At 62.7% G+C, this 20,046-nt stretch carries 12 protein-coding genes; 5 read left to right on the top strand and 7 right to left on the bottom strand.

Features of this window, described 5'->3' with window-relative positions; translation table 11 throughout:
• Positions 1-4 precede the first annotated feature (4 nt).
• Entirely contained in the window at positions 5-3,373 is a 3,369-nt protein-coding gene (locus ABDB81_RS13630; RefSeq protein ID WP_346811570.1) for a UvrD-helicase domain-containing protein, read from the bottom strand.
• Between the two features lie 8 nt (positions 3,374-3,381).
• Positions 3,382-6,045 carry a PD-(D/E)XK nuclease family protein gene (locus ABDB81_RS13625; protein ID WP_346811568.1) on the bottom strand — a complete coding sequence of 888 codons (2,664 nt, stop codon included), beginning with the start codon at positions 6,043-6,045 and terminating at the stop codon, positions 3,382-3,384.
• Between the two features lie 242 nt (positions 6,046-6,287).
• Here ABDB81_RS13625 and ABDB81_RS13620 point away from each other — a divergent pair, with 242 nt between their 5' ends.
• Positions 6,288-7,052 (top strand): hypothetical protein, encoded by a 765-nt coding sequence (locus tag ABDB81_RS13620; protein WP_346811567.1) that lies wholly within the window; start codon positions 6,288-6,290, stop codon positions 7,050-7,052.
• A gap of 6 nt (positions 7,053-7,058) precedes the next feature.
• Here the strand turns inward: ABDB81_RS13620 and ABDB81_RS13615 are convergent, their stop codons facing one another.
• The 5 genes from ABDB81_RS13615 to ABDB81_RS13595 all read right to left on the bottom strand — a co-directional run bounded on the left by ABDB81_RS13615 (position 7,059) and on the right by ABDB81_RS13595 (position 14,870).
• Positions 7,059-8,126, bottom strand: coding sequence for a WYL domain-containing protein (locus tag ABDB81_RS13615; RefSeq protein WP_346811566.1), 1,068 nt, complete (start codon positions 8,124-8,126; stop codon positions 7,059-7,061).
• 206 nt (positions 8,127-8,332) lie between these two features.
• On the bottom strand, positions 8,333-8,854 hold the full coding sequence (locus tag ABDB81_RS13610; protein WP_346811564.1) for a hypothetical protein: 522 nt from the start codon (positions 8,852-8,854) through the stop codon (positions 8,333-8,335).
• 180 nt (positions 8,855-9,034) lie between these two features.
• Positions 9,035-11,047, bottom strand: coding sequence for a DUF262 domain-containing HNH endonuclease family protein (locus tag ABDB81_RS13605; RefSeq protein ID WP_346811563.1), 2,013 nt, complete (start codon positions 11,045-11,047; stop codon positions 9,035-9,037).
• Positions 11,044-12,516, bottom strand: a complete 1,473-nt coding sequence (locus ABDB81_RS13600; RefSeq protein ID WP_346811561.1) for a DUF262 domain-containing protein — start codon at positions 12,514-12,516, stop codon at positions 11,044-11,046. Before ABDB81_RS13600 ends, ABDB81_RS13605 begins: the two co-directional genes overlap by 4 nt.
• Positions 12,517-13,238: 722 nt before the next feature.
• Entirely contained in the window at positions 13,239-14,870 is a 1,632-nt protein-coding gene (locus tag ABDB81_RS13595; RefSeq protein WP_346811559.1) for an ATP-binding domain-containing protein, read from the bottom strand.
• A gap of 143 nt (positions 14,871-15,013) precedes the next feature.
• On the opposite strand from ABDB81_RS13595, the gene ABDB81_RS13590 reads away from it, so the two are divergent.
• The 4 genes from ABDB81_RS13590 to ABDB81_RS13575 all read left to right on the top strand — a co-directional run bounded on the left by ABDB81_RS13590 (position 15,014) and on the right by ABDB81_RS13575 (position 20,046).
• A complete protein-coding gene (locus tag ABDB81_RS13590; RefSeq protein WP_346811557.1) occupies positions 15,014-17,131 on the top strand; it encodes an AAA family ATPase in 2,118 nt (705 codons plus the stop codon).
• A 47-nt stretch (positions 17,132-17,178) separates the two neighbouring features.
• Positions 17,179-18,681 carry a DUF2779 domain-containing protein gene (locus ABDB81_RS13585; protein ID WP_346811555.1) on the top strand — a complete coding sequence of 501 codons (1,503 nt, stop codon included), beginning with the start codon at positions 17,179-17,181 and terminating at the stop codon, positions 18,679-18,681.
• 3 nt (positions 18,682-18,684) lie between these two features.
• Positions 18,685-19,650, top strand: a complete 966-nt coding sequence (locus ABDB81_RS13580) for a WYL domain-containing protein (RefSeq protein WP_346811553.1) — start codon at positions 18,685-18,687, stop codon at positions 19,648-19,650.
• A 216-nt stretch (positions 19,651-19,866) separates the two neighbouring features.
• A complete protein-coding gene (locus ABDB81_RS13575; protein WP_346811551.1) occupies positions 19,867-20,046 on the top strand; it encodes a hypothetical protein in 180 nt (59 codons plus the stop codon).

The following is a 20,046-nucleotide window of genomic DNA, read 5'->3' as shown; positions in this document are numbered from 1 at the left end:
CCCTTCATTTGATCCGGACTTCCACCACACGACCCGACGTCGCCATGACAATCAGTCCGCGCGACGCCCCTGTCATCGTCAAGTACTGACCCACTTGCGCGCGATAATGGTCGATCGTCTCTGGCGTCGGATTGACATCGCTCTTCCAGTCGACTACCACCTGCGGTTTGCCATCGGAGGAGAAGCCGACCGCATCGGCGATGCCCACTGTGGCCGCCTCTCCGGCTTCCGTGGCCGTCGCCGACAGCAGCGCATACTCGGGCACCAGCACTGGCCTGATCTCGGCAATCTCTGGCAAGACAAGCGTGCGGCCCACGCAACCGGCAATCTCCGCCGCCGACACCCCGCGCGCCGGATCGTCGTTGGAAACCAGTCCAAGCATGCCGATCAGCACCCCGGCACGTGCCAGCAGGCTGTCCGGATCATCCGCTACCTCCCCGTTCAGCACCTCTTCGAGCAGCTTGTGGATCAGCAGACCGCGTTCGCGACCGCCCTGCACTCGCGCCGAGCTGGCCTCTGCCGCCCCCTCGTCGAGGTTCGTCGTCACGGCGGCAGGCTCGGCCGGCGCCAGCAGCGGGCTGCCGACGCCTTCGTCGCGACTCGGTGCCAGCCAGGTGAGCTTGCGATGTGACTGGACGATGCGCGTGGCCTCTTCCTCGAAGAGTGCACGGGTCTGCCGGTTGCCCGCTTCGACCGGGGCGATACCGGGCGCCTCAGGCAGTTCCGCAACGTCAAGGCCCGGCAGCTCCCGCAGCGGGAAACGCGGCAGGGCCATCCACATGTTGTCGCGCATGTCCGCGGCCAAACGCGGCAGCACCAGCAGGTCCCGCGCCCGGGTGGCCGCCACGTACCAGAGCCGGATGCGCTCGCGCCCCACTTCCTCCTGCTCGGCCCGACGCGCCTTGTCCAGGCCCACCGGCGACAGGCCAAACACCGGACAGTAGACGCAGCCGCTCTGACGGTCCACCAGCGTGCTCTCCGCAGCACGGGTCTGCGTCATCGTGTTGATCGGCACCACGATCGGCCATTCCAGGCCCTTGGCGGCATGCATCGTGTAGAGTGCCACGGCCTCCTCCTGGGCGTCCGGACGCCCTTCCGGCGCGCGCGATTCGTCGTCCCATGCCTCGGTCATGGCAATCGCCAGCGCCCGCAGGCCGCGCACTGCATAGGCGCTCGCCATGTTCAGGTAGAGGTCGACGTTGGCCAGCGCCCGTTCGGCCTGCCCGCGATGGCGCTGCATCAGCAACGGGCGCACGCGCATGACATCCACTGCCTGGGCGAGCAGGTCATGCGGCGTAGTGGTATTGGCCCGGCGGCGCAGCGACTGCAGCTTCTGCAGGATATCGCGCGCGTGCGGATCGACGATGTGCTGCGCGTCGCTGCCGAGGCTGAGGCGCGGGATCGCTTCCGGCGCATCGTCCGGCAGTGGCAGTGCGGCGACGATATCGAGCAGCGTCTCCTCGCTGAGCCCCACCAGCGGCCCCCTGAGCAGCGCCCCGAGCGCCAGCGTGTCGGCGGGATCGGCCAGTACCCGGGTCAACGCGATCAGGTCCTGGATCTCCTGCCGGCGATAGAGGCCTTTGCCCGCCTGCGTGGCCACCGGCACGCCGCGGCGCTCCAGCGCCTCCTCGTAGCGCCACAGCTCGCTGCCCGTGGGGGCGAGCAGAGCGATATCGCCGGGGCGGCACGCACGCGGCGACCCACTCTTGCGGTCGACGAGCATATGGCTGCCGATCAGGCGCGCGCACAGGTCCGCCACCGCCTCGGCTTCCGCGTCGCGCAATTGGTCCGATCCAGCCCCAGCCGGCACCACGTCCAGTGCCACTACGCACGGCGAATCGCTTACGGCCGCGTGAAATGGGTGAAGCGCGGTGAAACCGGGCTGCCCGATCTCCGTCGACAGCAGTGCCGCGAAGCGTTCGTTCACGTAGTGCAAGATCGGAGCCTGGGAGCGGAAGTTGGTCGAGATTGTCAGGATGCTGCTGGCGTCCTGCGCCGCAAATGCGTCCCGCGCCTGCACATAGGCGGCCACATCCGCACCACGGAAGCGGTAGATAGCCTGCTTCGGGTCTCCCACGAGGAACAGCGCCCCTTCGCGGATACGGTAGCAGCTCCAGTCGGACAGGTCCGCGCCGGCAGGAGGATCGCCACACAGCCGCCAGAAGATCTCCGACTGGAGCGGATCTGTGTCCTGGAACTCGTCGACAAGCACGTGCGCGTAGCGCGCGGCGAGCGCCTGCCGGACCGGCTCATGGTCGCGCAGCAAATCTCGCGCGGCGTGGATCAGGTCGTCGAAGTCGAGCAGGCCGGCGTCCCGCTTGTAGGCGCGAAAGCGCTCGGTCACGGGCCCGAGCAGCGCCACCATCTCGGCAAGCACATGGGAGGCCATCTGCTGCGAGAAGTCATCCCAGGTCACGCAGCAAGCCGCGTAGTACGCCGCTGCCTGGTCGCAGAGGCGCTCGGCATCCGGCTTTGACAAACCGGCCAGCTTCGCCGCCGCTTGCCACTTGCCCTTCTTGCGGAACGCAGCAAAGCTTCCAGAGGATGTCAGCAACGCCTCGTCGGCACGCGTGAAGAGCAGCGCCGCCAGCGCGGCCGGACCATCCCGATCGAGCAGCGGCGCGAGTGCCGCAGCCATGCCGCCGAAGCATGCTGAGATCTCGACGGTCTCGGCCTCGGCCGCGTCGCCACACTCGCGCAGAAAGGCCGCGAGCGACTCGCTGGCCTGGAGAAACAGCGCGCCCGTCGCGGCCAGCGGCTTTGGCCGGCTGGCCGTGGCGTGCCGGTTGTGCCGCAGCAGCCTCAGCACCTTGTGCACCAGCGCAATTGTCTGATCGGGATCGCGCAGCGCCAGCTCGGCCAGCAGGCTGTCATCAGGCGACAAGGCATCACGCAACCAGTCGTCCGCGATCTCCTGGAAGGACAGGTCGCCCTGGTCACGGTCCATCAGCGTGGCGCCGGGGTCGATATCGGCCTCCACGGGATAGGGCTTGATCAGGCGCTGGCAGAAGCCGTGGATCGTCGAACAGTTCATCTCGTCGATCACGTGGTTGGCGGCAGCCAGGTTGGCCTGCTGCGCCCAATCGAGACCGTTCGGTAGCGCGGCGACCATTTCCGCAGGCGGCTGCGCCGGATTGGCCAATAGCGCGGCCACGAACTCGCGCACGCGGATCAACAGCTCGCTCGCGGCCAATTCGGTGAACGTCACGGCGGCAATCCGTTTGGGCGCGACACCTTTGGCCAGCAGCATCACAATGCGGCCGGCCATCACGGCAGTCTTGCCCGATCCCGCGCCGGCTTCCACCAGCAACGAGCGGTCGTGCGCGGCGATCGCCACGCGGCGGGCTTCATTATCGGCAAGGATCTTTGTCATGGTGGTTGTCATAGGGCGTCCCAGACCTGGACAGCAGCGCCCAGACGCATGGTGGTGGCCTCGGTCTTGCGGCGCAGGTAAGTGGCGGAGGCATTGGCCGGCAGCGCAAAGCGCAGGTCGTCGTAGCTGCCGCCAGCATCTGGGCCGGCCAGCAGCGCGCCCTCCAGCAGGCTGCGCCGCGCGATGCGCAGGTAGCCGGCCAGATCGGCCAGCGTCTGCTCGGGATCGGCCAGTGGCAGGTCCACGCCCTCGCGCGGGAACAGCAGCGAGGCGTAGATCTCGACGTCATTGCCCAACAGTGCCTTTACCGCGAATGCGTATAGGCAGCGCTGCAACTCCTTGCCGCCGCGCAGCCGCGCATCGTCCTCCACCGCGCGGCCGGTCTTGTAGTCGGTCACGGCTGCGCGCCGGCCATCACGCGCGATGTCGATGCGGTCGATATACCCTTTGATGCGGAACCCGGTGCCGGGGATCTCGACGGGCGCCGTGGCGTCCCAGGGCACGGCGTGGCTGCCTGGCTTCGGCTCGGCCCCGCCGAACGGCACTTCGCCGTAGGCGCGAGCATTGGCCAGCCGCGCGTCCCGATGCCGCAGCGCCAGCGATGCCAGCGTGCGCGCCTCGTCCAGCGTGCGGCGCCAGATCACTGCCGGCGGAACCGGCGCTTCCACTTCCCACTGCGCTGCTGCCTCCTGAACGGCCGCCGCCACGGCGGCGTCGATGGCTGCCGAACTGGCCGCAGCCAGACTCCCTCCGCCCTCCAGCGCGTGCACGGCTCTATCCAGCACCAAGTGGACCAGGTTACCGAAGCTCAGGGCATCGAGCACGATCGGCTCGCTGCCGCTTTGCGGCGCCCGCCAGCCGAATGCGTACTGCCAGACGAAACTGAGCGGATTGCGCAGCAGCCGGCTCAGCGAACTTGCCGATTGCGTGCGCGCCAGCGCCGCGGCGACTACAGGATGATTGGTGCGGACCAACCCGTCATGCGGCGTCAGCGCCGGCGTGTGCCAGTCGAGCCAACCCTGCATAGCCGACCGCGCCTGGGGTAACCCGGCAAACTCCGTGGGTCGCGAGAGGAGCCGGTCCGTTTCACTGAATGCGTGCGCCACCTCGCCGTTGCGCCGCAGATAAATCTCCTCTGGCAGGCCGTGCAGCAGCGGACTCCGCCCGAGAAGCCGCCCTTCCGCATCGCGCCGAGCACGCGACAGCACCACTTCGTCCTGCGTAGTGGCAAGAATGATGGCGAAATCGCGACGATCTATGGCGCCAGGCGGCGTGGGATCGAGTTCCGCCGACGGCACGATATGGTCGGAAAGCAGACGATCCTCGCTCACACCGCGCGGCCAGCGCGATGAGTTCAGGCCAAGCAGCCGCACGTAGCGACGCGGCGCGGCCGCCAGCGACGCGGCGGGCACCCACGCCACGCTGGCGCAGGCTTCCAGCCCGTCGTCCTGCTTCAGCGTCCCCAGTGTCACGTCGACGGCTGCCGCCGGCCCGGCGAGCAATGCCCGCCTCCAGATGGCCAGCGCCCTGCTCTCGAGCAACGCCTCGCCGGCCTCATGCGCTGCCTGCACGCCCTGGCCAAGCAGGGACAGCGCCTTGGCCAGCGTCGGCCCGTGGTCCTGCTCGTCCGGCCAGTCCTGCGTCGCCTGCCGTGCCAGCCAGCGGCTCCAGGCCGCACCGGAAGTCATCGGCGCATCGGCCGGCAGCAGACGCGTCCAGCTCGACGGCAGTCCGCCGAGTAATCCCTTGCCGCCGGCGCACAGGCGGGCAAGCCGCCGCATGCGCACCTGCGACAGGCCTCGTACGAGGATGTCGGCAAGCGCGGCCGCGGTCTGCCCCTCCCGACTGGCCAGCACCGACACGCCGTGCACGAAGTGGATATCGAGATTGGCATCGGCCCGGAGGGACAGGAAATAGTCGTCATAGTCAGCCGGCGACACCGCGGCGATGGCGATTTCCTCGGGCCGTACGTGTCCGCTGGCCAGCAGTTCGCGCACCCAGCGCATAGCCTCGATGGCTTCATGCTGCGCTGTCGCCGCGTTGAAGACGCTCATCGCCGGTGTCCGGGCCGGCTCGGTCACCACCTGGGCGGCAGGCAGCGCCAGCCATTCGGGCACCGGGCGAGGTCCGGCCCGCCAACGCAAGTCGAGCCGCGCGGCCAGCGCCAGCAGCAACGGGCGCCAGCACGGCGCAACGTCAGCCAAGCCCACGCACTCGATCGTGCCGAACAGCCGCGGCGCCAGTTCGATACGCTGCATCGCCGCGCGCGCCAGATCCGGCGGGCACAGCATAGCCTTCGGGAGCCTGGCCACGACTGCCGCCTCGAGACGCGCCAGGGAGGTCAGCCGCGGATGGTCCGCCGCGCGCGCCGGCAGGTCAATGCCGGCCCGCCAGGCCTTTCGCAACGTGTCAGCAGCCGCGCCGGCCATGCCCGGCAGCATCCGGATCTTGTCGAGCTCGCCGAGATCGATATCGGGTAGTACGGCCTGCAGGGTCGCCAGCAGCGTGTCGTCGTCGAGCGGCTGGATGAATCCGCCTGCCAGCCGTGCCGCCATTTGGTCCACGGCGAGGACCTGCACGCCCTGCCGCCCGTGGCGCGCGGCGTCCAGGCGCAGCGTCTGCGCGGCGAATCGGCCCTGTGTGATGATGGTCTGTCGATGGCCTACTGTCATTGCCTGTTTACTCCTGATCGGCACTGCCCAACATTGTCGCTGACAACGGCGGCAAGGCCGACATGCTGAACGGCTCCACCCAAAGTGCCATCCCCCCGGACGAGGGATGCCTGCAAGCTCCTTCGCTGTGGAGGTCTTCGCGATGATCGACATTGAATCGCACCATCTGAGCATGCAATGCGCAGATCGCTGGCAACAATGCGCTCATGTCGTACTCATCAGGAGGACCACGCATGTACTCTATGTCGCATCTCGCCACCGCCTCGGGTAATCACCAGACCACAATCATCCAGCCACGCCGTCAGCAGGTGCTGCTGCGTTACTGGGGATTTTCCGAGCAGGAGGCCGCTGGGCTGCTGCCTGACCTGCCCGATTTCGGCGGGCGGTTGAAATGGTCGATCGATGCGAAGGCCGCGTCGCGACCGGACGTCGTCATTCACCTGGTCGACGCCACGCGTCTGAGCGGTGACTTCGGCGGCGCGCGCTGGAATGCCATGGGCCCCGTGGAAGCCATGCAGAAGGCATTCCGCCGCGGCGCCAGCGAGGTAGCACTGGTCTTGGGCTCGACGCATCATCTGCCCAATCGTCGGCAAGGTTGCTGGATTCTGTCTGGCGCGCGAAGCCTTGCAACATCCCTCGAGATCCTCGCTCGCACGATGATGGAACCCCTGCTGGTTGAGTTGGGGGAACGGCCCTGGAGCATTCATGCGTTGGCCGCTACGAACTCCTTGTGCGTGTTGTCGAAGGAAACAGGCCCGGATTGCGACGCGTTGGCGCACCGCGTACTGGATGCCGTCCGCACGGCCCTGAACTTCAGTTGTGTTACCCCCGCCCGCGTGGTGGTTGCAGCAGCGGCTCATGTCATGGACGACGTGGTCTCGCTCAATCCCCTCATGCATGAACGCATGCGGATGTTTCGGCGTCGGCCGTCCGCGCACGACTTGTCGGCGGAAGTCCTCGTGGCCTACCCATGGCCGACGGAGCTGGTGGACCTCGCGGGCGCTTGACTTAGCTCAGGCCACATCCACCGCGTTCGCTTCGTAGCGACCGATGGCCTGCCGCAGGCCTTCCGCGATCTCGTCCCGCAACGTGGCCGGCGATAGCACTTCGACGCGCGCGCTGCGCTCCATCAGCAGGTTGCGCAGCGCGATAGACAGCGTGACCGTGGCCTTGAGCCGAAAACCGCCAGGCTCGTCGATGATTTTCTGATCGGACGCCAGCCATTGCTCCCGGAACAGGTGACGATACCCGTCCTCCTCGCGTACGCGAAGCTCGAGCAGGATTTGCCCTTCAGGCATAAACGAGAACGACTGGTCGTCTCGGACGTATGCGTCCAGGTCGAAATCGGGATCGGGCACGCCGGGCGTGTCCGTGCAGGCCGCCGAGGCAAAACGGTCAAGCCGCAACTGGTAGATCTTGAAGGAGCCATCACGACGCTGGCGACTGGCAACCAAATATAGGACGGGACCACGCTCCACCAGACCGAGCGGCACCACCTGATAGGAGTCTGGTGTGTCGGTATCGAGCCGCGAGTTCTGGTAGGCCACGTCGAGCACCCGCGACGTGTAGAGCGCCTTGCGAATGGCGTTCAGGATGTCACTATGGACTGGTGGGGACACCAACGGGTAGCCGGCATGAACGCGCACGGTCTTGTTGGCCCATGCGCGCGCATCCCCCAGCGAAGGGTCGGTGGGGCTTTCGCTCAGCACCCGCTCGGCGCCAGCGAAGTAAGCTTCCAACCCCTGGATGACATGGCCAGGCAGATGGTTAGGGGCGTGGCGCCGCAACGTAAGCAAGGCGATGGCCAACTCCAGCGGTGGGCGACGCGCCAGCTCCGATGGCGCCTGCTTTCCAGTCCGCCACCAGACCCTGTCACGAGAGGTGCCCTCCTTGCCGACCAGGCCTCCGATGTCCAGGTTCTCGAGCGCCCGCTGGATCGTATGACGGCTGGGTGGGTTCAGAGGAAAACGGGCACGAACGGCCGCAATGATCTGTCCGGAGGCAACCGGCTCTCCCGGCGCCGTCGGCATGCAGGCCAGGATCTCTGATTCCAGACGTGGCCAGTTCTTCGAAGTCGACATCCTGATTTGCTAGTGGTTTGACGGCAAATTGAAGCCCAATCGTACCGGATAGGGATCATGCGGGAAACCCGCTCAAGCCCCCACTTCTGAGGGATGCAATACATGAACTCCCTCTCAACAAGGTTGGATAGACAGACAGAAGGGAGCATCAAGGGTGAGGGGTCGGGTATCGTCGAAAACCTCAAACCGCCACTTGAGATCGTTTGTCAACAGCCCGCCAACAGATCGGCCGGCTTAAGTGGGAGAGTCTCTGCTCTCGGCACTACTGCCGCCAGTCTCTTAACGTCGGCAAGGGCGACCACCTTTGTCCCGCTCCAGTCGCCATTCGGCAGGAGCGCGCGAATCGGCGCCTCGGGCCCGTTATAGGCAACCGTCGCGGTGTTCGTCTCAAAGTCTATCCTGAAGAAGAGCAGATAATCAGCGCCGCCTTTCCCTGGCGTGAACGCCGGGCCGGAGTGATCCTTGCCAGTCGCCTTGACCTGTACGGTCTTTCCTGTTTTGGTTAACGCGTCCACCCCTCCTGTACGCTTCTCTGGGAACACGAGGTCGAAATGTTGCAACGCCAAGGCTTCGGCAATGTCCCCAACCAGACGGCCGTCCAATGTAAACCGCAAACCAGTGTGGATGTAATGCTTTGCCAAAGCCTGTTGCGCATTCCATAGATCCCGAACCGCCTCTGGCAATTGTAGTATGAGTGCTTTGCCGCACATTGTCTTGTATTCCGTCATGACGAACTATTGATCAGGCCCCAGAGACCTGCCCTCACCACACAAATCCGTGATGACGTTCTACCTCCCCGCCACCTCGCAGAGCGGTCGGTCTGCGACTCCGCAAGCGCCGATGTGCGAAGCGTCCGGCAAGATCGAGCAGCCGCCACCTCCGCGCGCCAGACTGTTCCCTTTTCAAGATCACTCAGCTTGCCACTCTGAACCACTCCCGCACGACGCGACATAGCGGTCGAAACATCCGAGCATGTCTTGCTCGTGTTTCAGTGCCAGGCTGTCGCTCCACGTTTCGTTTTCATAAATCAGCGCCATCTTCAATGAATCCAGCTTGGATTTATTGTTGTTAAGGAAACGTTGACGCTTCTCGTTGAATGGCAGATTGCCGTATTCGGAGTTGATGCTGCGCGAAACGAGCGCCAGGTTGCCGAACCGATCCATCATTTGTTCGGCCCGATTGTCGTCTCGCTTGCTGGGCGTTTGCGGTGAAATATGTTCGACGGAATTTTTCGCAGTCAGCCGGAAGCGCTGCCACGCTTCCGAAGTTCGCTCCTGCTGGTGCCACAACACGAACTCAAGTTTGTAGAACCAGTAATGCGCGAATCTCACGCCCTCCGGCCTGGTCAGCATGTCCCCGAATACGAGGCGCCGTTGCTGCCATGGTTCTTCCATGAACGACCGTGTGCGGACAACCAGGGGGGCATCAGCCGCCGAGCAAAGCAGATGGTTGTCGAGGTGCTGCAGGAACTGGAAATATACCTGGGCCGTCGCGTCCGGATACCGAACCATGAATGACAGCAACGGGGTCAGCCAGTAGTGCGTCGTGATTTCCTGTGAGTGATACAGCATGCTTTGCAGCAACGCAAAACCACGGTGGGAGTCGGCATCTCTCGATCGGTTGATGTAGCTCCGGCGCGCGCTTTTGGTCACCGAGGTGCTGGTTGCCACGCTGCTGATCAGGTGAATGTCGTCATCACCGCGATCCACCCACTTGATCACGTGAAAATCGAAAAGCACCCGCACTTGCCACAGTAGGTCGATGAATTCGCGAACATGTTGCGCGCCCGGTTCGACGCTGAAAAAATTCGCATCGAACAGCGCCAACAACTCACGGTCCAGGATACGAGGCAAATCGGGCCGCTCGTGCCGGCATAGCCAAATGCGCAGTACATGCTGCAGCAACAACGGAAACCCGACGATCGAGCGCACACGCCCCGAGGCGAGGACGTCTTCGTCCTCGGGCACATCACCGGCGTCATCCAACTCGGCACCAAGGATGGCCGTCAGGTCCAGCGCCTGATGGCCGCCAGTGGCCTTCAGATGGATGGCCGTGGCGGTCCGCACTGCGTTTCCGTCGCCCAGCCGCCCGCCTGCGTACAGCGCGTGGACTTCGTAGGCTGGCAAGCCGGACAGCGCCGCGAGGTTTCGTTCGCAATAGTTGTCCATGTCGGCGCAGGCGTCCCAAAGCACCGCAAAGCTTGCACGCTCGCGCTCGTCCAGTGCATCCAGCATGCGCGCCTTGAGGATCTCGTGGTGCTGCAACTGAACGCCGCGGTTGTTGATTACCTCGAACAACTTGTTCAGGTCAGTCTCACGCGGCACCTCGGTCACCACGAAGTTTACCTTCTCGAACACAAACCGGGTAAGACCTTCCAAATCGGTCACCTGCGTCGTCCCGGCATCGGCTAGCGCCCGGGCGGAAAAAAACTGCTTCATGCACTCGACGGCCTGCCCCATGCGTTCCAGACCGGCCTCCTCCGACTCGACGAACGCGGGATCCTGACTGGCCCACGAGTCAAGCATCCGATTGACCTCTGGGCGAATGGCGAAGCGCAGCCTCGGTTCGTTCGGTCCACCGGTCGGCACCGTCAGGAACGGCTCAAGCGCACGCCGCCACGCGTGACACAGCATCCAGAGCGTCGTGAAACGCTGCTGGCCGTCGATTAGGTCGAACACGCGCGGCGGCTCCGCTCCGTCCGCGTCACAAGCGGACTGCTCCACCACCAGCACGCTGCCGAGGTAGAAGAGCGACTCGCCACGCTCGAATGCGTTGATCAGGTCGTTGAGAAGCGTTTGTACCTGATCTCCGCCCCAGACATATAGCCGCTGATAGATTGGCACGTTGAAGCGCCAATGAGGACGCTCGGCCGTGAGCTTCGCCAGGCTGTACAGCTTGGAATTCAATTGCATCGTCGTCATGCTTGTCCCTTCGACAGTCGCCCTGCGACCCACTCGCCCTTCGCCGCAAGGCTGCAATCGCGCGACTGTCCGTAGTAATCGAGAACCGCCCGCTTATACGTGGCTTGGACACCATCCTTTTCCACATCGATCTGTTCGCTGTGGTAACTGTCGTACCGATGGCTTTTCAGGTGTCCGATGACCTGGTCCGGACGAAAGGCGCCCGCAATCACGTCCAGCAGGTTCATCACCGGCGCATCGCGGAAAAATTTCTGCGCGGACTCCTGCCTGACCTGCTGTTTCTCGACCCGCACCGCTCCCAATGCGTGCTCGAGCCAAAGCGAAAACTCCCACAGCTGTTGGCTGCCGAACTGGTCCGCATAGAACAACACGGAGAGCAGGAAGATTTCCTCGAGGAACAGCGAGTTCTTTCGCATCAGCCCGTGGTACACGTCGCGAAAGCGCAGCACGTCGCGATCGCTGGTCGTGTCCCGCATCAGCTGTCCGAGCATTGCAGCATATTTGTCCGCGTAAAGGAAAAAGCCCAGACCACGATGAATCGGCTGCCGAATCGCAAAAGGCAAGTCGGCAGCATGCGGACTCAATGAAATCTCGGTCAATTGCAACGCACCGTGGCCATCCTCGGCAAGCGTCAGCGTCAGGGCCCGCCGATTGCTGCGGGCCTGATAGAGCGGTACGGTGTTATGGGCGTCGCTCGCCTGCAAGCTTTGCGACTGGAATTCATGCAGCAGAGCGTCGTGATTGCCTTCGAGTGCCCGCCTGCCCGTCCAGCGCCGGGCCCGCCACAGGAATCGCGTGAACATCGTCTGCACCAATGCCTGTTCATGCGACAACACCGCCTTGCCATTTTGCAGTTGCTCCCAACGCCTGGCGCACTGTGTCTGCAGGTTTTCCTGCTGGGCGGTTGTCTCACCGGTAACCGCCCGCAAGTGGTACGCCTTCAGCAAATCGGTAGCATGCAGCGGCACGCCGCGATTGTTCTGCGTATCGAAGAACGTGAACGCAAGGTCCACCTGGTCGACCTGTACGACGGTAAACTTTACGTACTCGAACAGCGTGGCGTCGGGCCTCTTCGTCGCTTGCCGGAATTGACGTGCCGCCGCACGGATCAAGTTCGCCGACGCGGGCGAATAGCGCAACGCACACTGCGGCGGCAACTCATTGTGAAGGCAGTAATAGAGCACGCATAACGCGGTCAACCGCTGCTGCCCGTCAATCACGTAGCGCTTCTGCTTTTCGGCACTCCGGTGGAGCAAGACGGTACCCATGAAGTACGGGGGCTTGGAGGTCTGAATTTTCTGATAGGCAACCAGGTCATCTATCAGTTGCGCGATCTTGTCGTGGCGCCATACAAAGCCGCGCTGATAAGTATCCACCGCAAGGGGCCAGTCTTTCGAAGTAAACAGTTCGTTGAAACTACGTACACTGACATCGACTGGATTACCGCCCGATCCGTTCATTTCGCCCATTTCCACCATTTTTCCGATGTAATTCCCGCATTGTCCGCTGCTCCGGCGTTAGCGTTCCGATAGCGCCTGAATTGCCGGCAGGCCATTGCATTTTAAGCTTCCTATCCGGAGGTCGAAGTGACTCGCCTATGCCTCCAAGGTGTGGAGGTCAGTATTGCCGGACATCTGCGCATCAGCTGAGCAGATGTCCGCGCAGAATGCGTCAGGCAGTGGTCACCCCCGCACCCCACGCGTGCCGAGCGCGAAATTCTGAGCGGTTTCGCCAGACTGGATCGAGTGCATCCAACGCCAGATCGACATGCTGGCCCATTCTTATCAAGGAGAAGACTTACCATGAGCCAATGCAGATACTGCGGTTCCAGCAGCTACGGTGGCGGGTGTGCCTACAGCCCGCACAAGCGGCATGAGCACACCGGTGATGATAGGAAGTGCGAGTTTTGCGGATCGAGCAGCCACGGCAGAGGTTGCCCCTACAGCCCCACGAAGGCGCATAGACATGGCAGCGGCGATAAGAAATGCCGCTGGTGTGGCTCTACGTCCAACGGATCGGGATGCGCCTACAGTCCAAGCCGGACGCATGAGAAGTGACAGTATGCCGAGCCCAGGGGACACCTCGCCTGAAAACTGATGGTCATCCTGGGCTTGGGCCGCATACTAAAGGCCGATATATCAGTGCCGTACCAGTCCTCGCGAGGCAAATGGATATCGGCGCGGGACGGGGGCTATAGCCGCTCCAACAATACCGCGGCCGCCTTGTCGGACAGCACGATCACCAACTTCATGGTAGCCCGCGTGGCGCCGACAAAAAGCTTCATGACCGCCTTCTCGTCCAGCGCCTCGAAATCGACTTCGGCAAGGACAACAGCCGGCGCGGCCTGCCCCTTGAAGCGATAGACGGATTCGGCAAGAGTATCGCCTTGTGAGTACACTGGCTGCCCGTGCGTGTCATAGGCACCCGTGAAGGTACTCAGCGTGTGCGGGCCAAGCTGGTCGAAGCCTAACAGGCGCGAGCTTTCTCGGCCGCGGTAGCTGAGTAGCGCCACGTCCGCCTTGCGGAAGCCCGATGCGTGACATAGGCGAATGCCCTCTTTGACGAGTTCGCGCATCTCGACCGCGTCACGGTAGACCAGGAATTCAACCTCATCTGCTGCGATGGGCGCGGCCGCCTCAATTTCCGCCCCCAGAGGCACAATTGACTGCAGAAGCCTGACCACTGGGCGTGGGCTGCGGAAATTGCTGCTGGCGCGCAGCCTCACCCAACCGGGAAGCTCGGCGGGCGGATGGCCATAGATGTTCTGTAGTGGGTCTTCCAGCCAGAGCACCCGAGCCTGCGGCTTGGCATGGCGGAGGACGAGATCACACCACTCTGGTGCGAAATCCTGGCCCTCGTCCACGATCACGGTGTCGAACAAGAATTCCGGTGCCACATGCAGATCCAGAGCAGCGGCCACCAAATTCGCGAAGGCGTCCGGCTGCGAAAAGTCCGGCGTCATCCCGGCATGCCTGAGCAGCCGATCGCACAGCATGTGAAATGTGCAGACGCTGCCGCCAGCGGGTGCGATGTGCCCGAAATGATCCGCCAGCGGCCGATTGAAGCAGATATACAAAGGCCGCCTTCCGCTCACGATGGCCGCGCGATACTCTGCGAGTGCAAGCTGCGTCTTACCAGAGCCGGCGGTTCCGGTCACGCGCAGACGGAACGGCTCGATATCGAGCTGGCGCGCCCAGTGCGCCAAGCCGCCGGATACGCGCGTGACGAGCGCGCGCGCTTGCCCAACGAGGGCGCTGACATCCGTTTCGAGCTGGATGATGTCGCACAGAAAGCGGTCAATGCGCTCAGCAACGGCGTCGTGCTCCCCGTCCGGGAGGATGCGCTGAATCAAGCCGCAGAGCTGGTCACGCCGCCGGGCATCGACAATGCGCTCCGGAGACAAACCTGCGGTCAGTGGCGACTGGACGATATGGTCTGGGCAATATAGTAGGTGTTCAATGAACACGCGCTGCCCATTGAGCGCACGCATCAGCTTGCCGCGCAGCCCGTCGGCCGTGCGGCCCATCTGCACCGGCACCGACTTGATCATTCCACGGTAGTTTTTCGCAAGGCCGTCGGGGGTCTCGAGGAGGAGTCCACTTTTTTGCTCGATCAGCATCAGGTGGCCGGCGCGATTCATGATGACAAAATCAATTTCGCCGTAAATCGCATGCGTGCGCTCCACATTGGTCCAGTGCACGGCGTGGTAGATCGTGTAGCCATCTGGCAAACCGGCGGCCAGCACGGTGAGCGTATCGAGCTCCCGCTGAAGCGGGCCTTCTCCTTCCATGGTCTCCCAGCCATCGGGAACAACGCGGGCCATCCGATTTCTCCGTCTCGTGGAACTGCCCGAGGATACCCCAGAAGACGACGAGCGGACGGCACCGTGACCCGTGTCGAGCCCCCCGGCCCAAAGTGCCGGCTAGATGCGACACAATCTGTCGCAGGTCCGTGGACAATTCTCTTATGAACAAGGAGATTCGCGAATTGCTGCGCCGCCGACCCCGCCCTGCCCCGACGCCCGAGAACGTACCTGCCGCCGTCCGACTTTGGCTGATGCGCCTACTCGTGCCGCTTGGCGCGCACCGGGAATTCATCCAGCGCACTGGCTTCGGCAATGATTCCCTGGCACATTTGATCGGCCTTGGCGAATACGTGGATCCCGAAGATTCGGAATTTGACCCTCATTTGGTACGAAGCCGGTTGCGCAAACTCCACCAAGACGCCGAGAGCGCGTACCAGGACGCCGACGGCAACATGCCCGTCTTCTTGGTCAGCAACATTGCCCGCCTGGCAGGCCTGGTAGGACTATCCGAACTGGATTGCAGCATCTTGGCATTCGTGGTGATGCTCAAGAACGAGCGCCTGCTCGACGATACGGCGGACTGGCTGGGATCGCTGTCGGCCGCGAAGGTCTTCCAGGTGCTGTCACTCTTGCTCGACTACTCCGAGGCGGAGGTGCGGGACGCCCTGAGCACACATGGGGTGCTCGCTCAGTCGGGTCTGGTGTCCGTGGACCGCAGCTGCCGCACTTCGCTTAGCGGCAAACTGGACCTGCTCTCCGACACTTTCGCCGACCACATTGTCTCGTCCGATGCCGATCCGGTCTGCCTGCTGCGCGACACCGTCGCGCCGGCCGGGCCGGCGCATTTGGGGCTGGACGACTACCGGCACGTGGAGGCCTCCTTGCAGGTGCTACAGCCCTACTTGCGGCGTGCCATAACGGAGGGGCGCAAGGGTGTGAACGTATTCATCTATGGCCCACCCGGTACCGGCAAGAGTCAGTTGGCCAAGGTGTTGGCACACGAACTCGGCTCCGAGATTTTCGAGGTTGCCAGTGAGAGCGGGGATGGGGATCCAATCAATGGCGAGCGGCGGTTGCGGGCCTTCCGGGCCGCCCAGAGCTTCTTCAGCCAACGCCGAGCGCTAATCCTGTTCGACGAGGTGGAGGACGTCTTTAATGACGGCGACGGTCTGTTTGGGCGCAAGAGCACTGCACAGACTCGCAAAGCCTGGATCAATCGGACACTGGAGGCCAACCCGGTGCCCACGTTTTGGCTGTCGAACTCCGCGCGCGGGCTGGATGGCGCCTTTCTGCGCCGCTTCGACATGATTCTGGAATTGCCTGTGCCTCCGCGCAAGCAACGCGCGAGGATCATCGAGAGCGCCTGCGCCGGACTGCTTGACGTTCGCGGCGTGCACCGCGTAGCAGAATCTGAGGTGCTTGCACCGGCCATCGTCACACGCGCGGCATCAGTAGTGCGGGCGATCCAGCAGGAGCTCGGCCCGGATGGCGCTGCTACTGCCATGGAATTACTCATCGGCAATACCCTGGAAGCCCAGGGGCACAAGCCGATCGCAAAATCGGACCCCAACCGTTTGCCGGAGACCTATGACCCAGCCTTCGTCCACGCGGACGCTGACCTAACCGTGCTGGCTACCGGACTGGCGCGGACCCGAGCTGGACGGCTCTGTCTGTACGGGCCACCGGGAACCGGCAAGACCGCCTATGGCCGCTGGCTGGCCGAGCAACTTGAGACCCCACTCCATGTAGTTCGGGCTTCCGATCTTATTTCCAAATGGGTAGGTGAAAGCGAGCAGAACATCGCCCGTGCCTTCCGGCAAGCCGCGCAAGATGGGGCGGTTCTCTTGATTGATGAGGTGGACAGCTTTCTGCAGGACCGGCGCAGCGCCCAGCGCAGTTGGGAGGTCAGCCTCGTCAATGAAATGCTGACCCAGATGGAGTCATTCCCCGGGGTGTTCTTGGCATCGACTAACCTGATGGACGGCCTGGACCAGGCGGCCCTACGGCGTTTCGATCTGAAGGTGAAATTCCACTACCTGAGATCCGGACCGGCATGGGAGCTGCTCCGTCGCCAGTGCGAGTTGCTAGCGCTCCCCGCGCCCACCGCGGACTTGCAGACACGACTCGGCCGGCTCGAGATGCTGACGCCCGGAGATTTCGCCGCCGTCATGCGCCAGCACGGCTTCCGGCCTTTCATGTCCCCCTCCGATTTTGTCACGGCGCTAGAGGCCGAATGCGCGGTAAAGGACGAGACGAACTGTGCAATTGGCTTTCTCTGATTCACATTTGCGTGAAATAATACTGCAGCCTGCTCGCGAGAATAAAAATGCGCTCCCTATCGAAGTCGAAGCTGATGGCCTTTCGTCAATGTCCCAAGCGATTATGGCTGGAGATTCACCGCAGTGACCTGCGCGAGGATTCGGCCGCGACGGAAGCCGCCTTCCACGTCGGGCATCAGGTGGGGGAAATCGCCCAGCAGCTCTATGATCCGGGGAGGACCGGCATCCTGATCGACGCACAAAAGGATGGCTATGCCTCGGCATTGGCGCGCAGCACCGAACTGCTCCGCTTCTCGCAGCCCATCTTCGAGGCCGGGTTTGTGGCCGCCGGGGCCTTGGCCTTCGCCGACGTTATGCTCCCGATGCGCAACGGCGCAGAGCCAGCCTGGCGGATGGTAGAGGTCAAGTCCACCACCAGCGTCAAGGACTACCACCGCGACGATGTGGCTGTGCAAGCTTTCGTGGCAAGGAGCGCCGGTGTGCCACTGGCCTCGATCGCGCTGGCCCACATCGACAGTGCCTGGACCTATCCCGGCGCAGAGGACTATCGTGGGCTGCTGGTGGAGAACGATCTTACGGCGGAAGCGTTCACTCGCGGAGAAGAAGTGAAGGACTGGATCGCCGACGCACAAGCGATGGGCGCTCGCCCCGACGAGCCACCAGTACGCACGGGCAAACACTGCGGTGCACCTTACGAGTGCGGCTTCCTCGCCTACTGCCAGCACCAGGAACCTCAGGCCGAGTATCCAGTGCAATGGCTGCCGCGCATTCAGACCAAGGCACTCAAGGCACTGGTCGAGGGAGAAGGCGTCTCCGATCTGCGGGACGTGCCCGACACGCTACTGAACAAGCTGCAGCTCCGCGTCAAGACGCACACCTTGTCTGGACAGGCCTATTTCGATGCCACAGGCGCGGCTGGTGAACTGGCTCCCCATAAGCTACCCGCATACTTTCTCGACTTCGAGACTATTCAGTTCGCGGTGCCCATCTGGAAAGGGACTCGCCCCTACCAGCAATTGCCCTTTCAGTTCAGCGTGCACCGCCTGTCGCACACGGGCAAGCTGGAACAGCAATCCTTCCTGGATTTGTCGGGAGACGATCCCTCGCTGGCCTTCACCAAGGCGCTGATTGCGAGTTGCGGGGAAAATGGGCCCGTCTTCGTCTACAACGCCGCATTCGAGATCACGCGCATGCGCGAACTCGCACAACGTTTTCCTTGGTTTGAAGCCGCATTACTCGCCATCATCGCGCGCGTGGTAGATCTGCTACCCATCTCCGGGCGTCGCTATTACCATCCCAGCCAGCACGGCAGTTGGAGCATTAAACGCGTTCTTCCGGCAATCGCGCCCGATCTACGCTACGACGCACTGGAAGGTGTTCAGGACGGCGGCATGGCCATGCATGCCTACCAGGAAGCCATTCACCACAGTACCACACGCGCCCGCAAGGACCAGATAGCACAGCAGCTCCTTGCCTACTGCGGCCTGGATACCTTCGCCATGGTGCGGCTTTGGCAATTCCTTGCCGGCAGAAGCGATCTGAAGCTGTAATACATGCCAAAGCGACCTGACACCTTGGAAACGGCTCTACTGGCCCTGGAACTCCTGCGCCGCATTCCCCGCAATCGCAAAATCGCTGCGAGCGAGCTGCATGAGCAGTTGAAGAATGCCGGCCACGACAGGGACTTGCGTAGCATCCAGCGCCAACTCGAAATGCTCAGCACGCATTTCGAGATCGAGCGCGATGATCGCAGCAAGCCGTATGGCTATCGCTGGAAGGATCGGGCTAGCGGACTATCGCTGCCGGTGCTCAGTGAGCAGGAATCGCTCATGCTGGCGCTGGCGGAACAGCATCTGTGCAATCTGTTGCCAAGCAGTTTGATGAAGTCCATGGAAGGCTTTTTTCAACAGGCGCACACAAATCTCGTGCAACAGCCCACCGGCAAGCGTGAACGGGAGTGGCTCTCGAAAGTGAGAGTGGTCAGCACGACCCAGCCGTTGCTGGCACCAAAGATCAAGCCTGGTGTGTTCGAGGCAGTCAGCAACGCTCTCTATGCAAACTTCTGGCTAGATGTGGACTACAGGAATGCCGCAGGCAAACGCAAGGACGCCAGGGTGATGCCGCTAGGGCTGGCACAGCAAGGTTGCAGGCTCTATCTGGTGTGTCGCTACGAGGGATACGAAAACGAGCGCAGCCTCGCCTTGCACCGCATTTCATCTGCCCAGGCATCCACGCTCTCGTTCGAACGGCCGAAGAACTTCGATTTGCAGAAGTACGACGCAGATGGTCGCTTTGGATTTGGAGAGGGAAAACGAATTCGTCTTACCTTCCGAATCGACAAGGAAGCTGGCTTGCACCTACTTGAATCGCCCTTGTCGATGGATCAGGAAGTCCGTGAGATTGGCGGTCAGTTCGAGATTCATGCGACCGTCGTCGAAACCGCACAACTTGAATGGTGGCTTCGCGGATTCGGAAACCAGGTGAGCGATGTGCGGCGCTTGGCGGCTTCGGAAGCCTGAGATGCATAGATTGATCACTCAGGTGGCGCACCACGTTTGCCGCAAGGTCCGCGCGAAGAGCCAACCTTCTGGCGATTTGGCTGGAAATGCCAGTGCAAACAAAATGCTGCTGAAAAAATAGCTGATGCGATAATTGCGCGCTCGACGCGTATGCGATGCACGGGGTTGTGAAAATTCTTTCGGGACAAATAAGAGATGTTTGAACGGAATATGGCAATGGCAGACAAGGCTCTCGCCGCCGTTGCAGTAGTGAAGAGTTTTGGGGTGTTCAGGCCCTTCTTCTTTCAACGCAAGTACGATCTCATTTGCTTTCGCGGCAATACGGCGATGCTCGCAGCAGCACTAGTTGAACGCCGAGGACTAGTGCGCTTCGATTATAACGTTCGGGCAGTTTGA

Source organism: Cupriavidus sp. DL-D2, from assembly GCF_039710735.1.
Lineage (GTDB): Bacteria > Pseudomonadota > Gammaproteobacteria > Burkholderiales > Burkholderiaceae > Cupriavidus.
The sequence above is the reverse complement of the archived record's forward strand: the minus strand, read 5'-3'. Positions and strand labels throughout refer to the sequence as shown.